16 protein-coding genes and 2 pseudogenes are annotated in these 17930 nt (G+C 73.9%); 11 read left to right on the plus strand and 7 right to left on the minus strand.

The genetic code is table 11. The features are described from left to right. The first annotated feature begins 195 nt into the window (after window positions 1–195). Window positions 196–1023 (plus strand): hypothetical protein, encoded by an 828-nt coding sequence (locus OG470_RS26140; protein ID WP_328416359.1) that lies wholly within the window; start codon window positions 196–198, stop codon window positions 1021–1023. Then, entirely contained in the window at window positions 1020–1778 is a 759-nt protein-coding gene (locus tag OG470_RS26145) for a maleate cis-trans isomerase family protein (protein ID WP_328416361.1), read from the plus strand. Before OG470_RS26140 ends, OG470_RS26145 begins: the two co-directional genes overlap by 4 nt. Before the next feature lie 25 nt (window positions 1779–1803). On the opposite strand, the gene OG470_RS26150 is transcribed toward OG470_RS26145, so the two are convergent. From OG470_RS26150 to OG470_RS26170, 5 genes are all read right to left on the minus strand, one after another. Further along, window positions 1804–2997, minus strand: a complete 1194-nt coding sequence (locus tag OG470_RS26150; protein WP_328416363.1) for a low temperature requirement protein A — start codon at window positions 2995–2997, stop codon at window positions 1804–1806. 277 nt (window positions 2998–3274) lie between these two features. Beyond that, complete coding sequence (locus OG470_RS26155; protein ID WP_328416364.1) at window positions 3275–4210, minus strand: hypothetical protein; 936 nt, start codon at window positions 4208–4210, stop codon at window positions 3275–3277. A 242-nt stretch (window positions 4211–4452) separates the two neighbouring features. Further along, on the minus strand, window positions 4453–5802 hold the full coding sequence (locus tag OG470_RS26160; protein ID WP_328416366.1) for an FAD-dependent oxidoreductase: 1350 nt from the start codon (window positions 5800–5802) through the stop codon (window positions 4453–4455). 13 nt (window positions 5803–5815) lie between these two features. Next, the gene (locus OG470_RS26165) at window positions 5816–6163 is read right to left on the minus strand and encodes a TcmI family type II polyketide cyclase (RefSeq protein ID WP_328416368.1); all 348 of its coding nucleotides are present in this window, start codon (window positions 6161–6163) and stop codon (window positions 5816–5818) included. Window positions 6164–6247: 84 nt separating this feature from the next. Continuing rightward, window positions 6248–7042 (minus strand): AfsR/SARP family transcriptional regulator, encoded by a 795-nt coding sequence (locus OG470_RS26170; protein ID WP_328416370.1) that lies wholly within the window; start codon window positions 7040–7042, stop codon window positions 6248–6250. A gap of 445 nt (window positions 7043–7487) precedes the next feature. On the opposite strand from OG470_RS26170, the gene OG470_RS26175 reads away from it, so the two are divergent. From OG470_RS26175 to OG470_RS26215, 9 genes and pseudogenes are all read left to right on the plus strand, one after another. Then, entirely contained in the window at window positions 7488–7826 is a 339-nt protein-coding gene (locus OG470_RS26175; RefSeq protein WP_328416372.1) for a TcmI family type II polyketide cyclase, read from the plus strand. After that, on the plus strand, window positions 7823–9607 hold the full coding sequence (locus OG470_RS26180; RefSeq protein ID WP_328416374.1) for an acetyl-CoA carboxylase carboxyltransferase subunit alpha: 1785 nt from the start codon (window positions 7823–7825) through the stop codon (window positions 9605–9607). Before OG470_RS26175 ends, OG470_RS26180 begins: the two co-directional genes overlap by 4 nt. A gap of 119 nt (window positions 9608–9726) precedes the next feature. Further along, a complete protein-coding gene (gene accB, locus OG470_RS26185; protein ID WP_442931216.1) occupies window positions 9727–10302 on the plus strand; it encodes an acetyl-CoA carboxylase biotin carboxyl carrier protein in 576 nt (191 codons plus the stop codon). A 20-nt stretch (window positions 10303–10322) separates the two neighbouring features. Further along, window positions 10323–11765 (plus strand): acetyl-CoA carboxylase biotin carboxylase subunit, encoded by a 1443-nt coding sequence (locus OG470_RS26190; RefSeq protein ID WP_328416375.1) that lies wholly within the window; start codon window positions 10323–10325, stop codon window positions 11763–11765. Then, window positions 11762–12514 carry an SRPBCC family protein gene (locus OG470_RS26195; RefSeq protein WP_328416377.1) on the plus strand — a complete coding sequence of 251 codons (753 nt, stop codon included), beginning with the start codon at window positions 11762–11764 and terminating at the stop codon, window positions 12512–12514. The genes OG470_RS26190 and OG470_RS26195 overlap by 4 nt, the downstream gene beginning before the upstream one ends. Further along, window positions 12507–12911: a cupin domain-containing protein gene (locus OG470_RS26200; RefSeq protein WP_328416379.1), complete on the plus strand. Its 405-nt coding sequence runs from the start codon at window positions 12507–12509 to the stop codon at window positions 12909–12911. The genes OG470_RS26195 and OG470_RS26200 overlap by 8 nt, the downstream gene beginning before the upstream one ends. A 55-nt stretch (window positions 12912–12966) precedes the next feature. Continuing rightward, the gene (locus tag OG470_RS26205; RefSeq protein ID WP_328416381.1) at window positions 12967–14244 is read left to right on the plus strand and encodes a beta-ketoacyl-[acyl-carrier-protein] synthase family protein; all 1278 of its coding nucleotides are present in this window, start codon (window positions 12967–12969) and stop codon (window positions 14242–14244) included. Next, window positions 14241–15464, plus strand: a pseudogene (locus OG470_RS26210) (beta-ketoacyl synthase N-terminal-like domain-containing protein); the annotation flags it as partial. The gene OG470_RS26205 and the pseudogene OG470_RS26210, both read left to right, overlap by 4 nt. Window positions 15465–15482: 18 nt before the next feature. Further along, complete coding sequence (locus OG470_RS26215; protein WP_328426608.1) at window positions 15483–15821, plus strand: antibiotic biosynthesis monooxygenase family protein; 339 nt, start codon at window positions 15483–15485, stop codon at window positions 15819–15821. A gap of 411 nt (window positions 15822–16232) precedes the next feature. Here the strand turns inward: OG470_RS26215 and OG470_RS26220 are convergent. Both OG470_RS26220 and OG470_RS26225 read right to left on the minus strand, forming a co-directional pair. Further along, window positions 16233–16835: pseudogene (locus tag OG470_RS26220) on the minus strand (SGNH/GDSL hydrolase family protein); the annotation flags it as partial. 109 nt (window positions 16836–16944) lie between these two features. Continuing rightward, entirely contained in the window at window positions 16945–17883 is a 939-nt protein-coding gene (locus tag OG470_RS26225; RefSeq protein ID WP_328416383.1) for a sialidase family protein, read from the minus strand. Between the last annotated feature and the right edge of the window lie 47 nt (window positions 17884–17930).

Consider the following 17930-nt stretch of genomic DNA (forward strand, 5'->3'; position numbering starts at 1 on the left):
TCCGGTCTCGCGGCTAACGGCCCGCGACAACCACCGGGATCGTCCGTCCGGCCGATGGCGTCCGCCGTCGGTACGGCCCGGGCATCGGCCGCCCGCATCGGGTAGTGCGGGCCGGCTATCGGATCGACGACCAACCCGGCCGCCGTACGCGTCGCCGGACGTAGAACTGCCTCACGGCCCCGCCGAGGAGGACTCATGGACGCGCCGACACCGCCCCTGTACATCGACCGCCCCGAGGACGTCGCGGCTGCGGCCCGCGCGTTGGCCGGCGGCGCGGTCGTCGCGGCGGCGTTCGCCAACTTCTACGTCATCGTCACCCGCCCGGACGCGGCCACCGTGCGCCGGGTCAACCTGGCCAAGGGCCGCCCGATCCACCAGGTCGGCAGCATCACCACCGCGGTCGGCCGGATCCCGGCGATGTTCGACTGGTCCCGGATCTCGCCCCGGCTGCCGGTCGGCCGGGTGCGGGCGCTGATGGACGCCCTCTACGGCGCCGGCCCGTTCGGCCTCCGTGGCCCCGCGGCGGACCGGCTGCCCGAGCATCTCACCCAGGTCGACCGGGGGCTGCGCACCACCCAGGTGATCGCGCCCGGGCTGACGTGCCCGTCCAACACCTTCTTCGAGCGGGCGCTCGCCGAGACCGGGTCGGACCACCTCTACATCACCTCGGCGAACCGGTCCCGGCACCTCACCGGCGCGGCGGAGGAACCGGCGCACTGGAAGGCCGGAGGTCTCGCCGCCGACTTCGCCCACCTCGACGACCTGGTGGTGCTCGCCCATCGGGACGAGGCGGCGGCCCGCGCCGCCTACCCGGGCTACCTCACCACCTCGGTCACCCTGCTCTCCTTCCACGCGCCGGAAGGAGAGCTGGAGGAACCGCCGGTGCTCACCGTGGACCGGCACGGCTCCCTGCACCTGGACGACGTGCGCCGAGCCGCCGCGCCGCTCGGGCTCCAGGTGCGCCTCGGCGGCGCCGCCGGGCAGCGCCTGCAGGTCCGGGGGTACGCCGGGGCGCTGGTGTGAGCGGCTACCGGATCGGCCTGGTGGTGCCCAGCTCGAACACCACCATGGAGACTGAGATCCCGGCGATGCTGCGCCGACGCGAGACCGTCGACCCGACGGTCCACTTCACCACCCATGCCAGCCGGGTCCGGCTGCGGCAGGTGACGCCCGACGAGCTGGCCCGGATGAACCGTTCGGCACTCCGGTGCGCCGCCGAGCTGGCCGACGCCCGTTGCGACGTGCTCGCGTACGCCTGCCTGGTGGCGGTGATGTGCGAGGGCAGCGGCGCGCACGAGCGGGCCGAGCGGCGGTTGGGCCGCGCGGCCGGCCGGGCCGGTCACGAGATGCCGGTGGTGACCAGCGCGGGCGCGCTGGTCGCCGGGCTGCGTGCGTTGGGCACCCGCCGGGTGGCGCTGATCGCGCCGTACCTGCCGCCGCTGACCGCGACCGTCGCCGGCTACCTCGCCGCGCACGGTGTGCGGGTGATGGAGGCGGTGAGTCTCAGCGAGCCGGACAACGTCGCGGTGGGTCGGATCCCGGCGCAGCGCCTGGTGGAGCTGGCCGACCGGCTGGACGTGACCGACGTGGACGCGGTGGTCCTCTCCGCCTGCGTCCAGCTGCCGTCGCTGGCGGCGGTACCGCAGGTGGAGGCCCGCCTCGGCCGCCCGGTGCTCACCGCGGCCACCGCCACCGTGCACCAACTGCTCACCGGCCTGGGCGTCGAGCCGTACGTGCCGGACGCGGGTCGGCTGCTGGCCGGGGCGGCGGTGCGCTGACCGGACCGCCCGGCGACCGGGTGGTTCAGTGCGGTGGGGCGGGGGCCTCCGGCGGCTTGCCGCGGCTGCGCCGAAAGTCCGCATACGCCACGCCCGCCAGCACCAGCAGGGCACCGAGGGAGGCGAAGACCGGTGGCAGGAAGAGCGCCGCGGGCGCGATGGTCAGCAGCGCCAGCAGCCCGCCGGGGCGGGACAGCGACACCCGGCTGAACACCTCGTACTCGAACGCGGCCCGGCCAGCCAGGAACAGCGCCGGGCCGCCCAGGATCACCGCCAGCCAGGCCGGCGGCGTCCGCTGGGTCGGCTCGTGCAGCACCAGGTGGAATCCGGTGGCCGTGGTCGCCACCCCGGCGACCATCAGCAGGTGGGTGTACGGGGCGGTGAACAGGAACTTGCTCGGCTCCTTGGACGCCTTGATGGCCACCGGCAGCAGCTCGCCGGACTTGTGCACGTAGATCCGCCAGAGCACCAGGGTGGTCAGGAACGCCACCGCGAACGCCCCGATGTTCTCCACCTCGGAGTGTGCCAGGCTGAACATGGTGCCGATGGTCAGGATGGCGTCGCCGAGGGCGATGATGAAGAACTGCTGGTAGCGCTCGGAGAGATGCTCCGCGGTGACGCTGCGCTGCTTCTCCGGCACGACCCCGAGGCCGGGCACCGGGTACGCGAGCCGGAAACCGCCGTAGTCGATGGCGAGCGCGAGGGCCCAGCAGGCGATCCGGGCGTCGTCGCTGACGTACCCGCCGATGATCCAGGGGATCGCCGACACGGCGAACCAGACGAAGATCCGCGCCGCCCGGCGCTGGGTCTGCGGTTCCCTGCGCACGAGGGGCATCAGGAACAGCCCGCGGCCGAGGTGGATCGCCACGTAGGTGGCGGCGAAGACCAGCCCTCGGGCGCCGAACGCCTCCGGGATCGCGGTGGTCATCAGCAGCGCGCCGAACATCACCGCGGTGATCAGCAGCTTGATCTCGTTGCGTTGCGGGTCGTACATGTCGGTGACCAGGGTGGTGATGGCCCAGGTCCACCAGACGGCGGCCAGCAGGATCAGCGCTTCTGCGGCCCGGTGCCAGTCGAGGTCCTCGACCATGCCCCGGGAGATCAGTGCGAGCGCGACCACGTAGACCAGGTCGAAGAAGAGTTCCAGCAGCGTCACCCGGCGTGGGCCCTCCGGGTCGCGCAGCGGAGGGCCGGCCCCGGAGTCCGGCGCGAAGTGCACGGGCGGCTCCTGCGGTGCCGGTCGAATCGGCGGGGCATCCGCCTGCCTCGACCGACGCTAGCGAGCAGCCGACGACGCTACCTCCGGGTTGTCCGCTCTTCCCTCGACCGGGGGTGATCGACTTGGTCACCGGGAAGTCGGGGTGTCCCGGCCGGTTTCCTGAACACCGAGTCGGTCACCGGGCCTCGGCGGTCGACGCGCGGTCGTTCCGCCCGAACGGCCGGGCCCCCGGCCCGCCGCCCCGCAGGACGGCTCGCCGGGGGCCCGGTTCTCGTCGTCAGCCGCGAGCGTCGCCCGGCAGGACGGCGGCCATCTCGTCACCGGCACCGGCCAGTACACGGGCCTGCTGCGGCCAGCTGGCCAGCCCGGGGGCGGCACGCAGGCCGGCAGCCCGGATCAGGTCGCGCAGCGCCGGCTCGTCCAGCTCGCCGAGCTGGCCGTAGGTGCGTACGCCGGCGGCCTGCAACGCGGCCGCCATCTTCGGCCCGACTCCCTGGATCCGGCGGAAGTCGTCCGCCGGGCCCTCCGAGCCGGTGTCCGCACCGTTCGGCGCGGTGGCGGCGATCGGCCGGACCGGCGGCGTGGCCCGCACCGGCTCCGCGCCGACGTCCGCCGGCTCACTGGCCGCCGTCGTCTCCACCGGGGTCGTGTCGGCCGGCGTCGTGTCGGCCAGCGTGGCCTCGACCTCGGTCGTGGTGGCCTCGATCGGCGTGGCCTCGGCCTGCGGCGCGTCCGTGGGCGTGACGTCATCCGCCGGCTGGCGTGGGGCGATCACGGCCGCCGGGGCGGGCTGCTCCTCGACCGCGACCGGCGCGGGTTCCGGGTCCGCGGCGGGCTCGGGCCGGAGGTCCTCCGCATCGGACCGCTCGGTGGCGGAGAAGGCCGGCGGGGCGTCGGTCAACGCCATGTCGGCCGGGTCGACAGTGCTCGGGGCGCCTGCTGGGGCGGGATCGTCCGGCGTGGTCACCGCGGCCGGTGCGCTGACCGTGTCCACCGGGACCGGTTCGTCGGCGACCGCGGCCGGCGCCGGGTCGACGGTCGCTGCCGGCCGGGCCTCGTCGGTGGTGGCCGCCGGTGCCGGCGTGGCGACCATGGCCAGGCCAGCGACAGGATCTCCGTCCACGATCGACGGACCCTGCCCGCTGACCCGTACGCCCTGCCGACCGCGCAGCAACCATCCAGCGGCCAGGCCCAGCAGCAGTGCCAGTATCACTATCAGCGAGTGTCCGATAGACCACGCCACGGCGAATCTCCCTATCACGTCGTCAGAAAGTTCACGAGAAAAACTCGCCGCAGCTTTGCACACGCGCGTTTACGCCGACAGGGAGGATCGGTCGGGTGCGGTACGGGTGGGACGGTCGCCGCACCGGGTGCCGGATGGGTGACGCAGCGTTGCGCCGGGCACGACGGAATCCGGGCCCGGCGTGGGGACGCCGGACCCGGATCGGCAGGGGATCAGTCCTGGTCGCCCTCGTAGGTGTGGAAGTCGTCGACGAACCGGCGGCGCAGTCGGGGTACCCGGCTGGTCACCCCGAAGTAGCCACGTGCGCCGAGCAGCGCGAGCCGACCCACCACCGGCCGGTACATCCGGTCGTCGCCGCTGGTGCCACTGCGGTTCAGCGATTCGGTGACCCGCGCGAAGCCATACGGGACCATCGCGGCCTCGTAGTCGGCGACCGCCTGCAGCAGCGTCTTGTCGCCGGCGACGGCGCGGGCGAGCTGCTGACAGAGCAGGCGGGCGTCGCGCAGCGCGGTGTTCGCGCCCACCCCGCGACCGGGTGTCATGGTGTGGATGGCGTCGCCGAGCAGGGTGACCGTGCTGCTCTTCCAGGGCGGCACCGGCTCGGACGTGGTCACCTTGATCGGTAGGGCGCTGTCCGGCTCACCGCGGGTCAACAGCTCCCGCAAATGTGGGTGCCAGTTCGGGGTGAGGTCCAGGGCGACCCGTACGAGGTCCTCGCCGCGGCGCAGCATGACGTCGGCCGGGAACCGGCGGGCCGCGCTCCAGATGATCAGGTTGATGTTGTCGGTGGTGGTGTCGTGGGACAGGCCCGGCCATTGGCGCAGCAGGGCGGCGTCGGCGTCACCGACGCCGGGCTTGATCGCTCGCTCGGCGTCCCACTTGAACTCCATCATGTGCAGGACGCCCATCGTCCCGCCGGTGCCGAAGATCAGTGAGATGCCCTGGCGTACCCGCTCCGGGACGAGGTCGCGGGTGCGCGCGGTCAGCGGGATCCGGGTGGCGATGTTGATGGTGCCGGCGTCGCGGGTGACCGCGTGCGGCAGGTACTGACGGCGCACCGCCGAGTGCGTGCCGTCCGCGGCCACCAGCAGGTCGCCGGTGGCGCTGGTGCCGTCGGCGAAGTACGCGGTGACCGTGCCGTCGTCGCGTTGCTCGTACCGGACGAAGGTCCGGTCGAAGTGCACCACGTCGTCCAGGCCGGTGAGCAGCACCTGGCGCAGCACCATCCGGGCCACCGAGTGCTCGGTGTGCACCGGGTCGGCGTCCGGCCGCAGCTCAAACGAGGCGGTCTGGCGCAGCCCCTGGGTGACCACGTTGAAGTAGCGCGGCGGCCGGGCGCAGGTGGCCAGGAACGTGGCGAACAGCTCCGGCGGAAGGCATTCCCGCAGCGCCCGGCTACCGGTCGGGCCGATGCCCACCCGGTAGCCGAGCAACCCCTCGGCGCGGTGGCGGTGCCGCTCGTAGACGGCGACGCTGATCCCGGCGCGGCGCAGCCCGTGTGCCAGGCACAGCCCGCCGGTGCCGGCGCCGATGATCAGGACGTGCGGTGCCGGGGTGGACACGTCGCCCGTCCGCTCAGCCGGCCGGGTGCGCCGCGGGCGCCTCGGCCGCGTCCCACCGGTAGAAGCAGCCGGCGATCGCGTCCCGGGGGGAGCGCCAGGTCGGCAGGTACGGCGAGGTGTGCGCGGAGAGCCGCTCGTTGACCTGCTGGAAGAGCGGGTGGTTGCGGGCGGCGGCCAGCCCGTCCGGATCGACGTCCGAGGTCTCCATCAGGTGTACGTACACGTCGTGCAGGCAGTACAGGGACCGGTGTGTGACACCGGTCAGACCGGGCAGTTCGCTGGCGTCGGACTCGGCGAAGATCTGCGCCACCCGTCCCTCCGCGCCCGGGATGATTCGGCTGACGACCAGTAGACGACTCATGGGACCCCCTTTCCGCCGGTGGCCTCCCCGACCCTCGGGTCGACGGCCACGTGCTCCAAGGTGCCCACCGTGCCGCAGCGACTGTCACGTACGCCGGCCAACCGGTGACGGCCGGCCGGCGGCCTCCCGGCTGGCCTCGCGGATCGGGGCGAGCGTGTCGTCGAGCAGGGCGCTCATCGCGGGGCTGGGCTCCAGGCGCAGCTCCCGGCGCAGCAGGTCGCGGTAGACGTAGAAGGCGTGCACGGCCTCGAAGGCGTTGCCCTCGGCGAGGTGGATGCGGACCACCAGCCGGTGCGGCGTCTCGCGCAGCGGTTCGGCGGCCATCGCCTCCAGCGCGGCCTCCAGCGCGTCACCGTGCCGCCCCGCGACCAGGTGCTGCCCGGCCAGCTGCTCCAGCATGTGCAGGCGCAGTTGGCGCAGTCGCTCCCGGTCCAGTAGTACCCAGTCGTCGTACCAGCCGGGCAGCAGGTCGTGCCGGCCGGCGGCGAGAGCTCCGGCGGCGGTACGCGGCTCGTCGCCGTCCCGGACCCGGGCCGCCGTGCCGACCAGTTCGTCCACGTCGAGTCGGACCGCCGGGCCCAGCCGCACGGTGTCACCGGCCACGGTCAGCGGGCAGCAGGGGTCCTGCCGCAGCCGCCAGAGCGCCGTGCGCAGCGACGACAGCGCCCGTTCCTCCGACGCGTCGGGCCAGAGCAGCCCGGCCAGCTGGCTGCGGGTGGCGCCGGGGCGCAGCCCGATCAGCGCGATGACCCGTTGCAGCCCGCGCGGCACCACGATCGGCGCCGCGCCACGCAGCAGCCGGAAACCGCCGAGCAGATGCAGCGAGACGCCGGGCTCGGGACGGTGTCCGGCGGTCGGCACGGACGGATCAGCGGCCACGGCGGCACCCCCTGCGGAACGCTCGTCCCGACTGTCTCCTGTGTCCCGGATCGGCTGCCCGTGACGCCGCTGTCGACCCCAACGGTGGGGCACGACCACGGCTGTCGGGGCGCGGCCCCGCCCGCTTGAGCCGCCGGGCTGACCACGGTGAAGATTATCAATAGGGTCACGGTGAGTCAACGGAAGTGTGGCCCTCTGTCGGTGATCGGCCAACCGTGAGATCGGTTCTGAACTGCCAAAACATCCGCGCGAGTCGCTCGTCGCAGAGCTCCAGGGCGCATAGCTGATACACAGGTTGCGTCAACGCAGCGTCACCACCCAGCGTCGCAGAACGGCCCGCCACGGTGACGCCGCCGTGACGTGGACTGCCGCATCGTGTCGGGAGTCGTCCAGCGGTCCGGGGCCACCCGCCGCCGGCCCGGACGCCGTGGGGGGAGGCCCAGCCATGGACCGATCGCTGATCGTCGCGAAGGTGGTCCCGACCGCCGAGGAGTGGGTCGCCGAGATCTTCGCCGAGTCGGACGCGACGGAGCTGCCGCGTCTGGTCGGCGTCCGGCACCGATCGCTGTACCGCCTGCACGACCTCTACGTGCACCTGCTCGAGACCGAGCAGCCGGCGCAGGGCGCGGTGGAGGCCGCCCGTGGCCATCCGGAGTTCGTCCGGGTCAGCGACCGGCTGCGGCCGTACGTCTCGCCGTACCTGCCGACCTGGCGGTCGCCGCGCGACGCGATGGCGCACTGCTTCTACCGGTTCGACGCCGTGGACGCCGGGCGGCGGTCGTGACTGCCACCGCGCCCCGCGAGGAGCAGCTCTGGTCCCGCTGCGCGGGCTGCGCGAGCCTGCTGTACCGCAAACGCCTGCGGCGCAACCTGGACGTCTGCCCGGAGTGCGGCGCGCACGCCCGGCTCGGCGCCCCGGAACGCCTACGTCAGCTCGTGGACCCGGGCTCGCTGCGCCTGCTGCCCGACCGACTGCCGGAAGCGGATCCGATCGACTTCGTCGACGTGCTGCCGTACCCGCACCGGCTCACCGCCGCCCGGGCCAGTACCGGGCTGGCCGAGGCGGTCGTGTGCGCCACCGCCACCATCGGCGGGCACCCGGCCGTGCTGGCGGTGATGGACTTCCGATTTCTCGGCGGGAGCCTGGGATGCGCGGTGGGAGAACTGATAACCCGGGCCGCCGAACGGGCGCTGGACGACCGCAGCCCGCTCATCCTGGTCACCGCATCCGGCGGGGCGCGGATGCAGGAAGGCGCACTGTCGCTGATGCAGATGGCCACGGTCAGCCAGGCCATCGCCGCGCTGCGCGAGGCGGGTCTGCTCACCGTCAGCGTGCTCACCGACCCGACCTACGGCGGGGTGGCGGCGTCGTTCGCCACCAACACCGACCTGGTGCTCGCCGAGAGCGGTGCCCGGATGGGCTTCGCCGGGCCCCGGGTGATCCGCCAGGTCACCGGGCGGGCGTTGCCGGAGGGGTTCCAGACCGCCGACTTCCTGCTGCGGCACGGTCAGATCGACATGGTGGTGCAGCGCCGGTCGCTGCGCGGGCGGTTGACGGCGCTGCTCGCCGCGACCCGTACCGGCCGCCCGGCGCGTCCGCCCGTACCCCGGCAGGAGCCGGCGCCGGGCCATGAGCGCCTGGCCGACGACGGCTCGACGGTGGCGCCCGCGACGAACCCGCCAGTCAGCGAGGGTCGAGGCGCGTCCGCCGGCACACCTACGGCCAGCGCCGACCCGGCGCCAGCGGCACGCGACCCCTGGGACACCGTGCGAGTGGCCCGCAACCCCGGTCGACCCACCACTCTGGACTACCTCGACTCCGTCTTCGACGGGTTCGTGGAGTTGCACGGCGACCGGCTCGGCGGGGACTGCCCGGCGGTCGTCGGCGGCGTGGCCCGGCTGGATGGCCGGCACGTGATGGTGATCGGCCACCAGAAAGGGCACACGACGGCCGAGCTGGTGGCCCGCAACTTCGGCATGGCCAGCCCGGCCGGGCACCGCAAGGCGCTGCGGCTGATGCGCCTCGCCGCCCGGCTCGGCCTGCCGGTGGTGACCCTCGTCGACACCCCCGGCGCGGACCCGGGGGTGGGCGCCGAGGAACAGGGCCAGGCGGCGGCCATCGCGGAGAACATCCTCACCCTGACCGTGCTGCCCACCCCGGTGCTGGCCGTCATCACCGGCGAGGGCGGTAGTGGTGGCGCGCTGGCCCTCGCGGTCGCCGACCGGGTGCTGATGCTCCAGCACGCCGTCTACTCGGTGATCAGCCCGGAGGGCTGCGCCGCCATCCTCTGGCCCGACCGGTCCGCGGCGCCGCAGGCGGCCCGCGCGCTGCGGTTGACCGCGCCCGACCTGCACCGGCTCGGGGTGGTCGACGAGATCGTGCCGGAGCCGGCGGCGGCCGCGCACGACGACCCCGCGGAGACCGCGCGGCGGTTGCGCGCCGCGTTGCTGGCCAATCTGCTGCCACTGCTGGACGTACCGCCCGCGATGCTGGTCCGTCTCCGCCGGCAGCGGTTCCGGCGGTTCGGCGCGGCGCGTACCGGTGCCCGGGCGGGTGCCCGGTGACTGCCGGGCCCGCCGGGGACCGGGCGGTGTCGACTGTCCAGGCGCCCGGCGATGACGCGGTGTCCGCCGCCGGGACGCCCGGCGTCGACCGTCGGTCCGCCGGGCACGACGGCGCGTCCCTGCACCCCGAACCGGGCAACGGGCACGGCGGGGTCGGGCTCGACGCCGACCGTCCACCGGACGGCAGCCGGCTCGACGACGCCGGGGCGGGCGGCGAGGAGGTGCTGGCCGGGCTGCGCCGGCAGGCGCGCCAACTGGTCGCGGAGCTGAGCGGGCCGGTGCGCCGGATCCGGCTGCGCAGCGGGCCGGCGGTGCTGGAGGTCGAGTGGCACCCCGGCGATCCGGCGTGGCCGGACGTACCCCCGGCTCCGCCGCCGGTCGAGGCGGCGACCGCGCCGCCGACCGCGACGGTGCCCGGCCCGCCGGCGGCGCTGATCCGGCCGCCGGTGCCCGGGCGCGCCGCGGTCCGGGCGCCCATCGTCGGCACCTTCTACCGGGCGCCGGAGCCCGGCGCGGCGCCGTTCGTCGCCGTGGGCGACCTGGTCCGCCCGGGTCAGCCGATCGCCATCGTCGAGGCGATGAAGCTGATGAACGAGGTGGCCGCCGACCGTGCCGGTCGGGTGATCGCGATCCTCGTCGAGGACGGCCAGCCGGTGGAGTACGACCAGCCGCTGGTCGAGCTGGATTCGGCCTGATGGCGCGGGTGGGGTGAACGATGTTCGAGACCGTGCTGATCGCCAACCGCGGCGAGATCGCGCTGCGGGTGCTGCGGGCCTGCCGGGAGCTCGGCGTCCGGACGGCGGTGGTCTACTCCGCCGCGGACGCCGACTCGGCGGCGGTCCGCCTCGCCGACCAGGCCGTCCGGATCGGGCCCGCGTCGAGCCGCCGCAGCTATCTCAACGCCGCCGCCATCGTGGAGGCGGCGCGGCAGGTGGGCGCGCAGGCCGTGCACCCCGGCTACGGATTCCTCTCCGAGGACGCCGATTTCGCCGAGATCTGCGCCGACAACGGGCTGATCTTTATCGGCCCGCCGCCGCCGGTGATGGCCGCGCTGGCCGACAAGTCCTCGGCCCGGGCCCTGATGAGCCGGGCGGGCCTGCCGCTGCCGCCGGGCAGTGTCCAGCCGGTGCCGACCGCCGCCGCCGCGGCCGAGGTGGCCGACGCCATCGGCTACCCGGTGATCGTGAAGGCCGCCGCCGGTGGCGGCGGCCGGGGGATGACCGTGGTGCGCACGCCGGGCGAGCTGCCCCGGGCGTACGCCCGCACCCGGGCCGCCGCGCAGGCCGCCTTCGGCGACGACCGGGTGTACGTCGAGCGGTACCTCACCGAGGCGCGGCACGTGGAGGTGCAGGTGCTCTGCGACGGGCACGGCAACGGGGTGCACCTGGGCACCCGGGACTGCTCAGTGCAGCGCCGGCACCAAAAGCTGGTCGAGGAGGCGCCCGCGCCGGCACTACCCGCCGGCACCCTCGACACCATCGCGGAGACCGCGTTGCGCGGCGCGCTGGAGGTCGGCTTCGTCGGCGCCGGAACGCTGGAGTTCCTGGTCGATGCGGAGGAACGGTTCCACTTCCTGGAGATCAACTGCCGGATCCAGGTGGAGCACCCGGTCACCGAGATGGTCACCGGGATCGACCTGGTGCACGAGCAGCTGCACATCGCCGCCGGGGTGCCGCTGCGCTGGCGCCAGGAGGAGATCCGGCTGCACGGCGTCGCGGTGGAGTGCCGGGTCAACACCGAGGACCCCGAGCGCGGCTTCGCCCCGACCCCCGGCCGGCTGGAACGGTTCGTGCCGCCCGGCGGCCCGTTCACCCGGGTGGACACCCACGCCAGCGCCGGCTACGTGGTCGGCCCCTGGTACGACTCGCTGCTGGCCAAGGTGGTGGTGTGGGCGCCCGACCGAGAGTTGGCGCTCAACCGGCTGGAGCGCGCCCTGGAGGAGTTCGACATCGCCGGGCCGGGCGTGCGAACCACCATCCCGTTCGTCCGGCGGGTGCTCGACGACGCCGCATTCCGCAAGGGCCGGTACACCACCGGCCTGGTCGACCGCCTGCTCGCCGCCTCCGGCCCGGCGCCCGCGCAGCGGCCGGCGGCCACCCCCACACCGCGCACCGCGCCCGCCGCGGAGCCCGACGTATCCCACAGGAGGACCCGATGACCGTCACCCATGGTCGCCCGTTGACCGCCGAGATCACCGACATCCTGGTGGCGCACTGCGGGCTGGACGCCGACGCCGCGGCCCGGGCGCCCGCCGCGTCGCTGGAGGAGTTGGGCATGGACTCGCTCGCCCTGCTGGAACTCTCCGCCGTCGTCGCCGACCGATGGCAGGTGAGCATCCCCGAGCAGGCCGGCCAGCTGAGCATCCCGGCGGTGGCCGACCTGGTCGCCCGCCGCGCCGACCCGCCCGGGCACACCGAGAACGGCATGCTCATCGACGCGCCGCTGGCACTGGTCTGGGAGATCACCAACGACGTGTCGAACTGGACCGAGCTGTTCACCGAGTACGCCGTGGTGGAGATCCTGCACCGCGACGGGCACACCGTCCGGTTCCGGCTCACCATGTACCCCGACGAGAACGGGGTGGCCTGGAGCTGGGTCAGTGAACGCACGGCCGACCCGGTGAGCCGGCAGGTCCGGGCGCACCGGGTGGAGACCGGGCCGTTCGAGTACATGCGCATCCACTGGCGCTACACCGAGGAGGCCGGCGGCACGCGGATGACCTGGGTGCAGGACTTCGCCATGAAGCCGACCGCGCCGGTCGACAACGCCGCCATGACCGAGCGGATCAACACCAACAGCGTCATCCAACTCACGGTGATCAAGGACCGGGTGGAGCGGATCGCCCGGGAACGCGCCGACCAGGGCCGCCCGGCCGGCAACGAGCCGACGGAGGCCGACGATGAGTGACCTGAGCACCCGGCCGATCGCCGCCCGGGACGTACCCGCCGACCGGCGGCGCGGCGGTGAACTGCGGGTGCTGCTCGGCCCCCGCACCGTCGGCAGCACCTCCGGCTTCCTCGGGGTGGCCGCGCTCGCGCCGGGGGAGCAGATCGCCGAGCACTACCACCCGTACAGCGAGGAGTTCCTGTACGTGGCGCGGGGTGCGATCACCGTCGACCTGGACGACCAGCCGATGCTGCTGGCCGCCGGCGAGGCGCTGTTCGTGCCGATCAACGTGCGGCACCGGCTGCGCAACACCGGCGTCGAACCGGCCGAGGTGGTCTTCCACCTGGGTCCGCTGGCACCCCGGCCCGAGTTGGGGCACGTCGACACCGAGCTCGTCGAGCAGCGGGGCGGGTCGTGAGCGCGAGGAGTGAGCCGGGGTTGCGAGCCCCGCAGTCGCGAACTGAGGTGGCGTCGTGACCGGGCGCCGCACGGTGGTGACCGGAATCGGGGTGGTCGCCCCCGGCGGCGCCAGCCGGGACCGCTTCTGGAAGACCATCACCGAGGGGCGGACCGCCACCCGGCGAATCAGCTTCTTCGACCCGTCGGCGTTCCGTTCGCAGATCGCCGCCGAGTGCGACTTCGACCCGGTGGCCGCCGGGCTCACCGAGGCCGAGCGGCGCCGGGCCGACCGGTACGTGCAGTTCGCGCTGGCCTGCTCCGCCGAGGCGATCGCCGACGCCGGGCTGGTGCTCACCGACGCCGAGCGGGACCGGGCCGGGGTGGTGCTCGGCACCGCCGTGGGCGGCACGATGGCCCTGGAGCAGGCGTACGTGACGGTCAGCGAGCACGGCCGGCGCTGGCTGGTCGACGCGGCGCGGGGCGGCCCGTACCTCTACCAGGCCCTGGTGCCCAGCAGCCTGGCCGCCGACGTGGCGTGCCGGCACGGGCTGCACGGCCCGGCGCAGGTGGTCTCCACCGGCTGCACCTCCGGCATCGACGCCATCGGCTACGCCCATCAGATGATCGTGGACGGTGAGGGATACGTGGTGCTGGCCGGCGCGGCCGACTCGCCGATCTCGCCAGTCACCGTCGCCTCGTTCGACGCGATCAAGGCGACCAGCCCGGACAATGACGACCCGGCGCACGCCTCCCGCCCGTTCGACGCCGACCGGCACGGGTTCGTGCTGGCCGAGGGCGCGGCGGTGCTGGTGCTGGAGGAGGCCGGGCACGCCCGGCGGCGGGGCGCGCACGTCTACTGCGAGGTGGCCGGCTACGCCAGCCGCAGCAACGGCTACCACATGACCGGGCTGCGCCCGGACGGGCTGGAGATGGGGCTGGCCGTCACCGACGCGCTCAAGCAGGGACGGATCGCCCCCGACCAGGTCTCCTACATCAGCGCGCACGGCTCGGGCACCCGACAGAACGACCGGCACGAGACGGCCGCGTTCAAGCGGGCGCTGGGCCAGGCCGCGTACCGGGTGCCGATCAGCTCGATCAAGTCGATGGTCGGGCACTCGCTCGGCGCGATCGGGTCGATCGAGATGGCCGCGTGCGCGCTGGCCATCGAGTTCGGCGTGGTGCCGCCGACGGCCAACTGGACCACCCGGGACCCGGAGTGCGACCTGGACTACGTGCCGAACGAGGCGCGGGAGGTCCCGGTGGACGTGGCCCTGTCAGTGGGCAGCGGCTTCGGCGGCTTCCAGTCGGCGATGGTGTTCCGCCGACTGCCCGGGGCGGTGGCGGCCCGGTGACGGCCCGGGCGGTGGTGACCGGCATCGGCGTCGTCGCGCCCAGCGGCGTCGGCGTGGACGCGCACTGGCGGACCGTGCTCGCCGGCACCCGGCGGACCGGGCCGATCACCCTGTTCGACCCGGCCGGCTACCCGACCCGCTTCGGCGGGGAAGTACCCGATTTCACCGCCGACGGGTACGCCGACAGCCGGCAGTTGGTGCAGACCGACCGGTGGACGCATCTCGGCTTCGCCGCCACCCGGCTGGCGCTGGCCGACGCCGGGCTGCCCGAACGGGCCCCCGACCCGTACGGCTACGCGGTGACCCTGGCCAGTTCGTCCGGCGGAAACCTGTTCGGCCAACGGGAGCTGCAACGGCTCTGGGGCGGTTCGTCGCGCACCGTCGGGGCGTACCAGTCGATCGCCTGGTTCTACGCGGCCAGCGTCGGGCAGCTCTCCATCCACCACCAGTTCAAGGGCCCGAGCGGGGTGCTCGTCGCGGAGGCGGCCGGCGGGCTGGACAGTCTGGCGCACGCCGCCCGCGCGGTACGGCGGGGCACCCCGGTGGTGATCGCCGGGGCCACCGAGTGCCCGCTGAGCCCGTACGCGCTGGCCTGTCAACTGCGCTCCGGGCTGCTCAGCGACGTGGCAGACCCGGAGCGGGCGTACCGGCCGTTCGACGCCGCGGCCAGTGGCTACCTGCCGGCCGAGGGTGGTGCGGTGTTCGTGGTGGAGGAGTTGGGGCACGCGCTGTCGCGGGGTGCCCGGATCTACGGCGAGGTCAGCGGCTGGGGCGCCACCCACGACGCCGCGCACACCACGGCGGACAGCGCCGGCGACCCGGCCCAGTACGCCCGGGCGATGCGGCTGGCCCTGGACCGAGCCGGCGTCGCGGCGGCCGGGATCGACGTGGTGCTGCCTGACGCCCTCGGCGTGCCGCGCTACGACCGCAGCGAGGCCGAGGCGCTGCGCGCCGTCTTCGCCGACCGGCCGCCTCCGGTGACCACGCAGAAGTCGTTGACCGGGCGGGCGTACCAGGGCGGCTCGGCGTTGGACGTGGCCACCGCGTTGCTCGCCTTCGCGCACGACACGCTGCCCGCGTCCGCAGGCCCGGACGAGGTGGCCGATGGATGCGAGCTGGACTTCCTGCGCGAGCACCGCCGGCCGCGCAGCCGGCTCGCGCTGGTCTGCGCACGGGGCTTCGACGGGTTCAACAGCGCGCTGGTCCTGCGTGGCCGCGCTGGTGAGGGGAGAGACATCATGAGTGAGCAGAGGGCCCGGGTGGTCTTCCTGGTGCGGGTGCCCCAGGCGCGCACCGAGCGGTTCCTCGCCGCGTACGAGGCGGTCCGGCATCTGGTCGCCGGCGGGGTGCCGGGGCATCTCGTCGACCAGGTCTGCCGCTCGTCGACGGACCCGGAGCAGTGGCTGATCACCAGCGAGTGGGCGAGCCTGGCCGACTTCGAGAGTTGGGAGCGCAGCCCCGAGCACCGGGACCTGGTGCGCCCGATGCGGGAGTGCTTCACCGACGCCCGCTCGCTGCGCTTCCACATCCACGCCCAGACCCCCACCCCCGTCCTCGCCGAGGCGCCGCCGACCTGATCGCGCCCAATCCCGCACGCGGTGGCCTCGCCCTCGGGCGAGGCCACTGTCACGTGGACGAGCACGATGCGGGTCGCCATCGGCCGTTCGGCGCCGGCCGCGCATCGAATGCACGACGCGTCATCCGTCGGTGACGCTCCGCCGGCATACCCGCCCGATCCTGCCCGCCGAACGGGCTGGGGGCAATCCTGCCAGCCCCCTTCTTATCCAGCCATTTGCATCTAGCAATGCCCCGCCGGGGCGTCGTAAGGTTCCCGCAGCACCCCGACAGGCGTACGTGATGGGCATATTTGCCCTCTTTGATGCTGGGCGCCTGGACCACCTCATCGCCGCCTGACGATTGCACTCACCCCTTGACCCCAAGCCGCGGTCGGTGCCAATAACCTCATGATCACCCCCGTGTGGGGCGAGGAGGTGGGTGGATAGGCGGCGGAGGGTTTCCGCCGTCGCAATGGCGTCGCTGCGGGCGCTGCCGTGTCGGCCGTCGGTGCTGTAGAGGCTTGGGTCGGAGGTTAGCGAGTGGTCGGTCAGGTGTACGTGCAGGGTGCCCAGCCGCTCGGCCAGCCTCGCCGTGTGCGCGGACAGGAGGCGCATCCGTTCCCGGAGGCCGGCACGCAACGGCTCGGGTACCGCCGGGCTGTGCGACACGTCGAACATGCCCACCGTGATGACGTCCGCGCCGACGTCCCGCAGTGCGCTGATCATGGCGGTCAGCTCGGCGTCCACCGCGTCCGCGTCGTACGCCGGGTGGAAGGCGTCGTTGCCGCCGCAGACCACCAGCGCGAGGTCCGGGTCGAAGGCCAGCGCCGCGGCGAGCTGACCGGCCTGGACCTGGTGCGCCCGTAGCCCGCGCCGGCCCAGGTTCCGGTACGCCAGCCCGGGGCGGACGGCGGTCAGCTCGGCGGCGATCCGGTCGGCCCACTGCACGTCCGGGTAGCCCGGCGTCGGCTCGCACATCCCCTCCACGACGCTGTCGCCGAGCGCCACGAACCGCCGCCACGGATGCCCGCGCAGCCGCTCGGCGGCCTCGCCAGGACGAAGGCAGTACGGGTCCGTCGATTCGGTGAGCGTCGATGGCGTGCCGGCACGTTAACCGAAGCGGGGCGCCCCGGCCATGGCCCGCTCAGCCGGTCAATCTGATCTCCGCGAGATAGACGCTGGCCTGTCCCTCATGGGAGGAGTAGTAGCTGACCCAGAGCAGGTCGTCGTGCCAGACCAGGCCGGGGTAGCTGGTGTCGCCGCCGGAGGGCAGCGCGACCAGCTCGGTCAGCTCGCCCCGGTCGGGGTCGACGGCGCAGACCGCGGTGCGTACCTCGCCGTCGAGCAGGCGTACCCCGGCCAGCAGCCGCCCGTCGGGCAGTCGGAGCAGCGTCGGCCCGCCCACCTGGACGCCCAGGTCGGTCCAGCGCCAGTCCCGGTACGGCGGCTGGGCCTGGCCGAGCTGCGCGGTGGGGTTGGCCCCGTCACGGCGCAGCAGGCAGAGCGCCGTGCCGTCCGGGTCGACGACCAGCCCCGACTCGTTGGGGTACCCGTCCGCGAACAGCGTCGGCACCCACGGCTGGAGGTCGACGCCGTCCGTGCTGCGGTAGAGCCGGGCGAACCTCGGTTCACGGGTGGCGTAGCCGACGCCGTACATCGTGCCGTCGTGCCAGGCCGCCCGCCACACCCAGACGCCCGGTTCGCCGACCGGGATCGGGTCGCCCCAGGCGTGCCCGTCGACGGAGAGCCAGGTCACCGTCTGGAACGTCTTGGTGGCCCCTCCGGCGGCGGCCGCCGCCAGCAGTTGCAGCCGCCCGTCGGGTCGCGGGACGAAGCGCGGGTCGCGTAGGTCGGTGCCGGCCTGACGGACGACCGCCGCGGAGGTCCACGACCGCCCGTCGGTCGACGTCAGCACCCGGATCACGCCGTCGTCGGAGAGGTGGGTCCGCGCCTCGCGGAAGGCGCAGAACCAGCTCCCGGCGTACCGGACGAGGTCGGTGAACGCGCTGTGCGGCGCGCTGTCGCCGATCCGGTGGACGGCGGTGACCTCGGCAGTGGTGCGGCGGGTGGGTGACGACGTCATGCGCGGCGGCCTCCTGGCGCTGGGGAGCGGGACGTCCCGGGTGCCGG

Origin of the sequence: Micromonospora sp. NBC_00389, assembly GCF_036059255.1 — a bacterium.
GTDB lineage: Bacteria > Actinomycetota > Actinomycetes > Mycobacteriales > Micromonosporaceae > Micromonospora.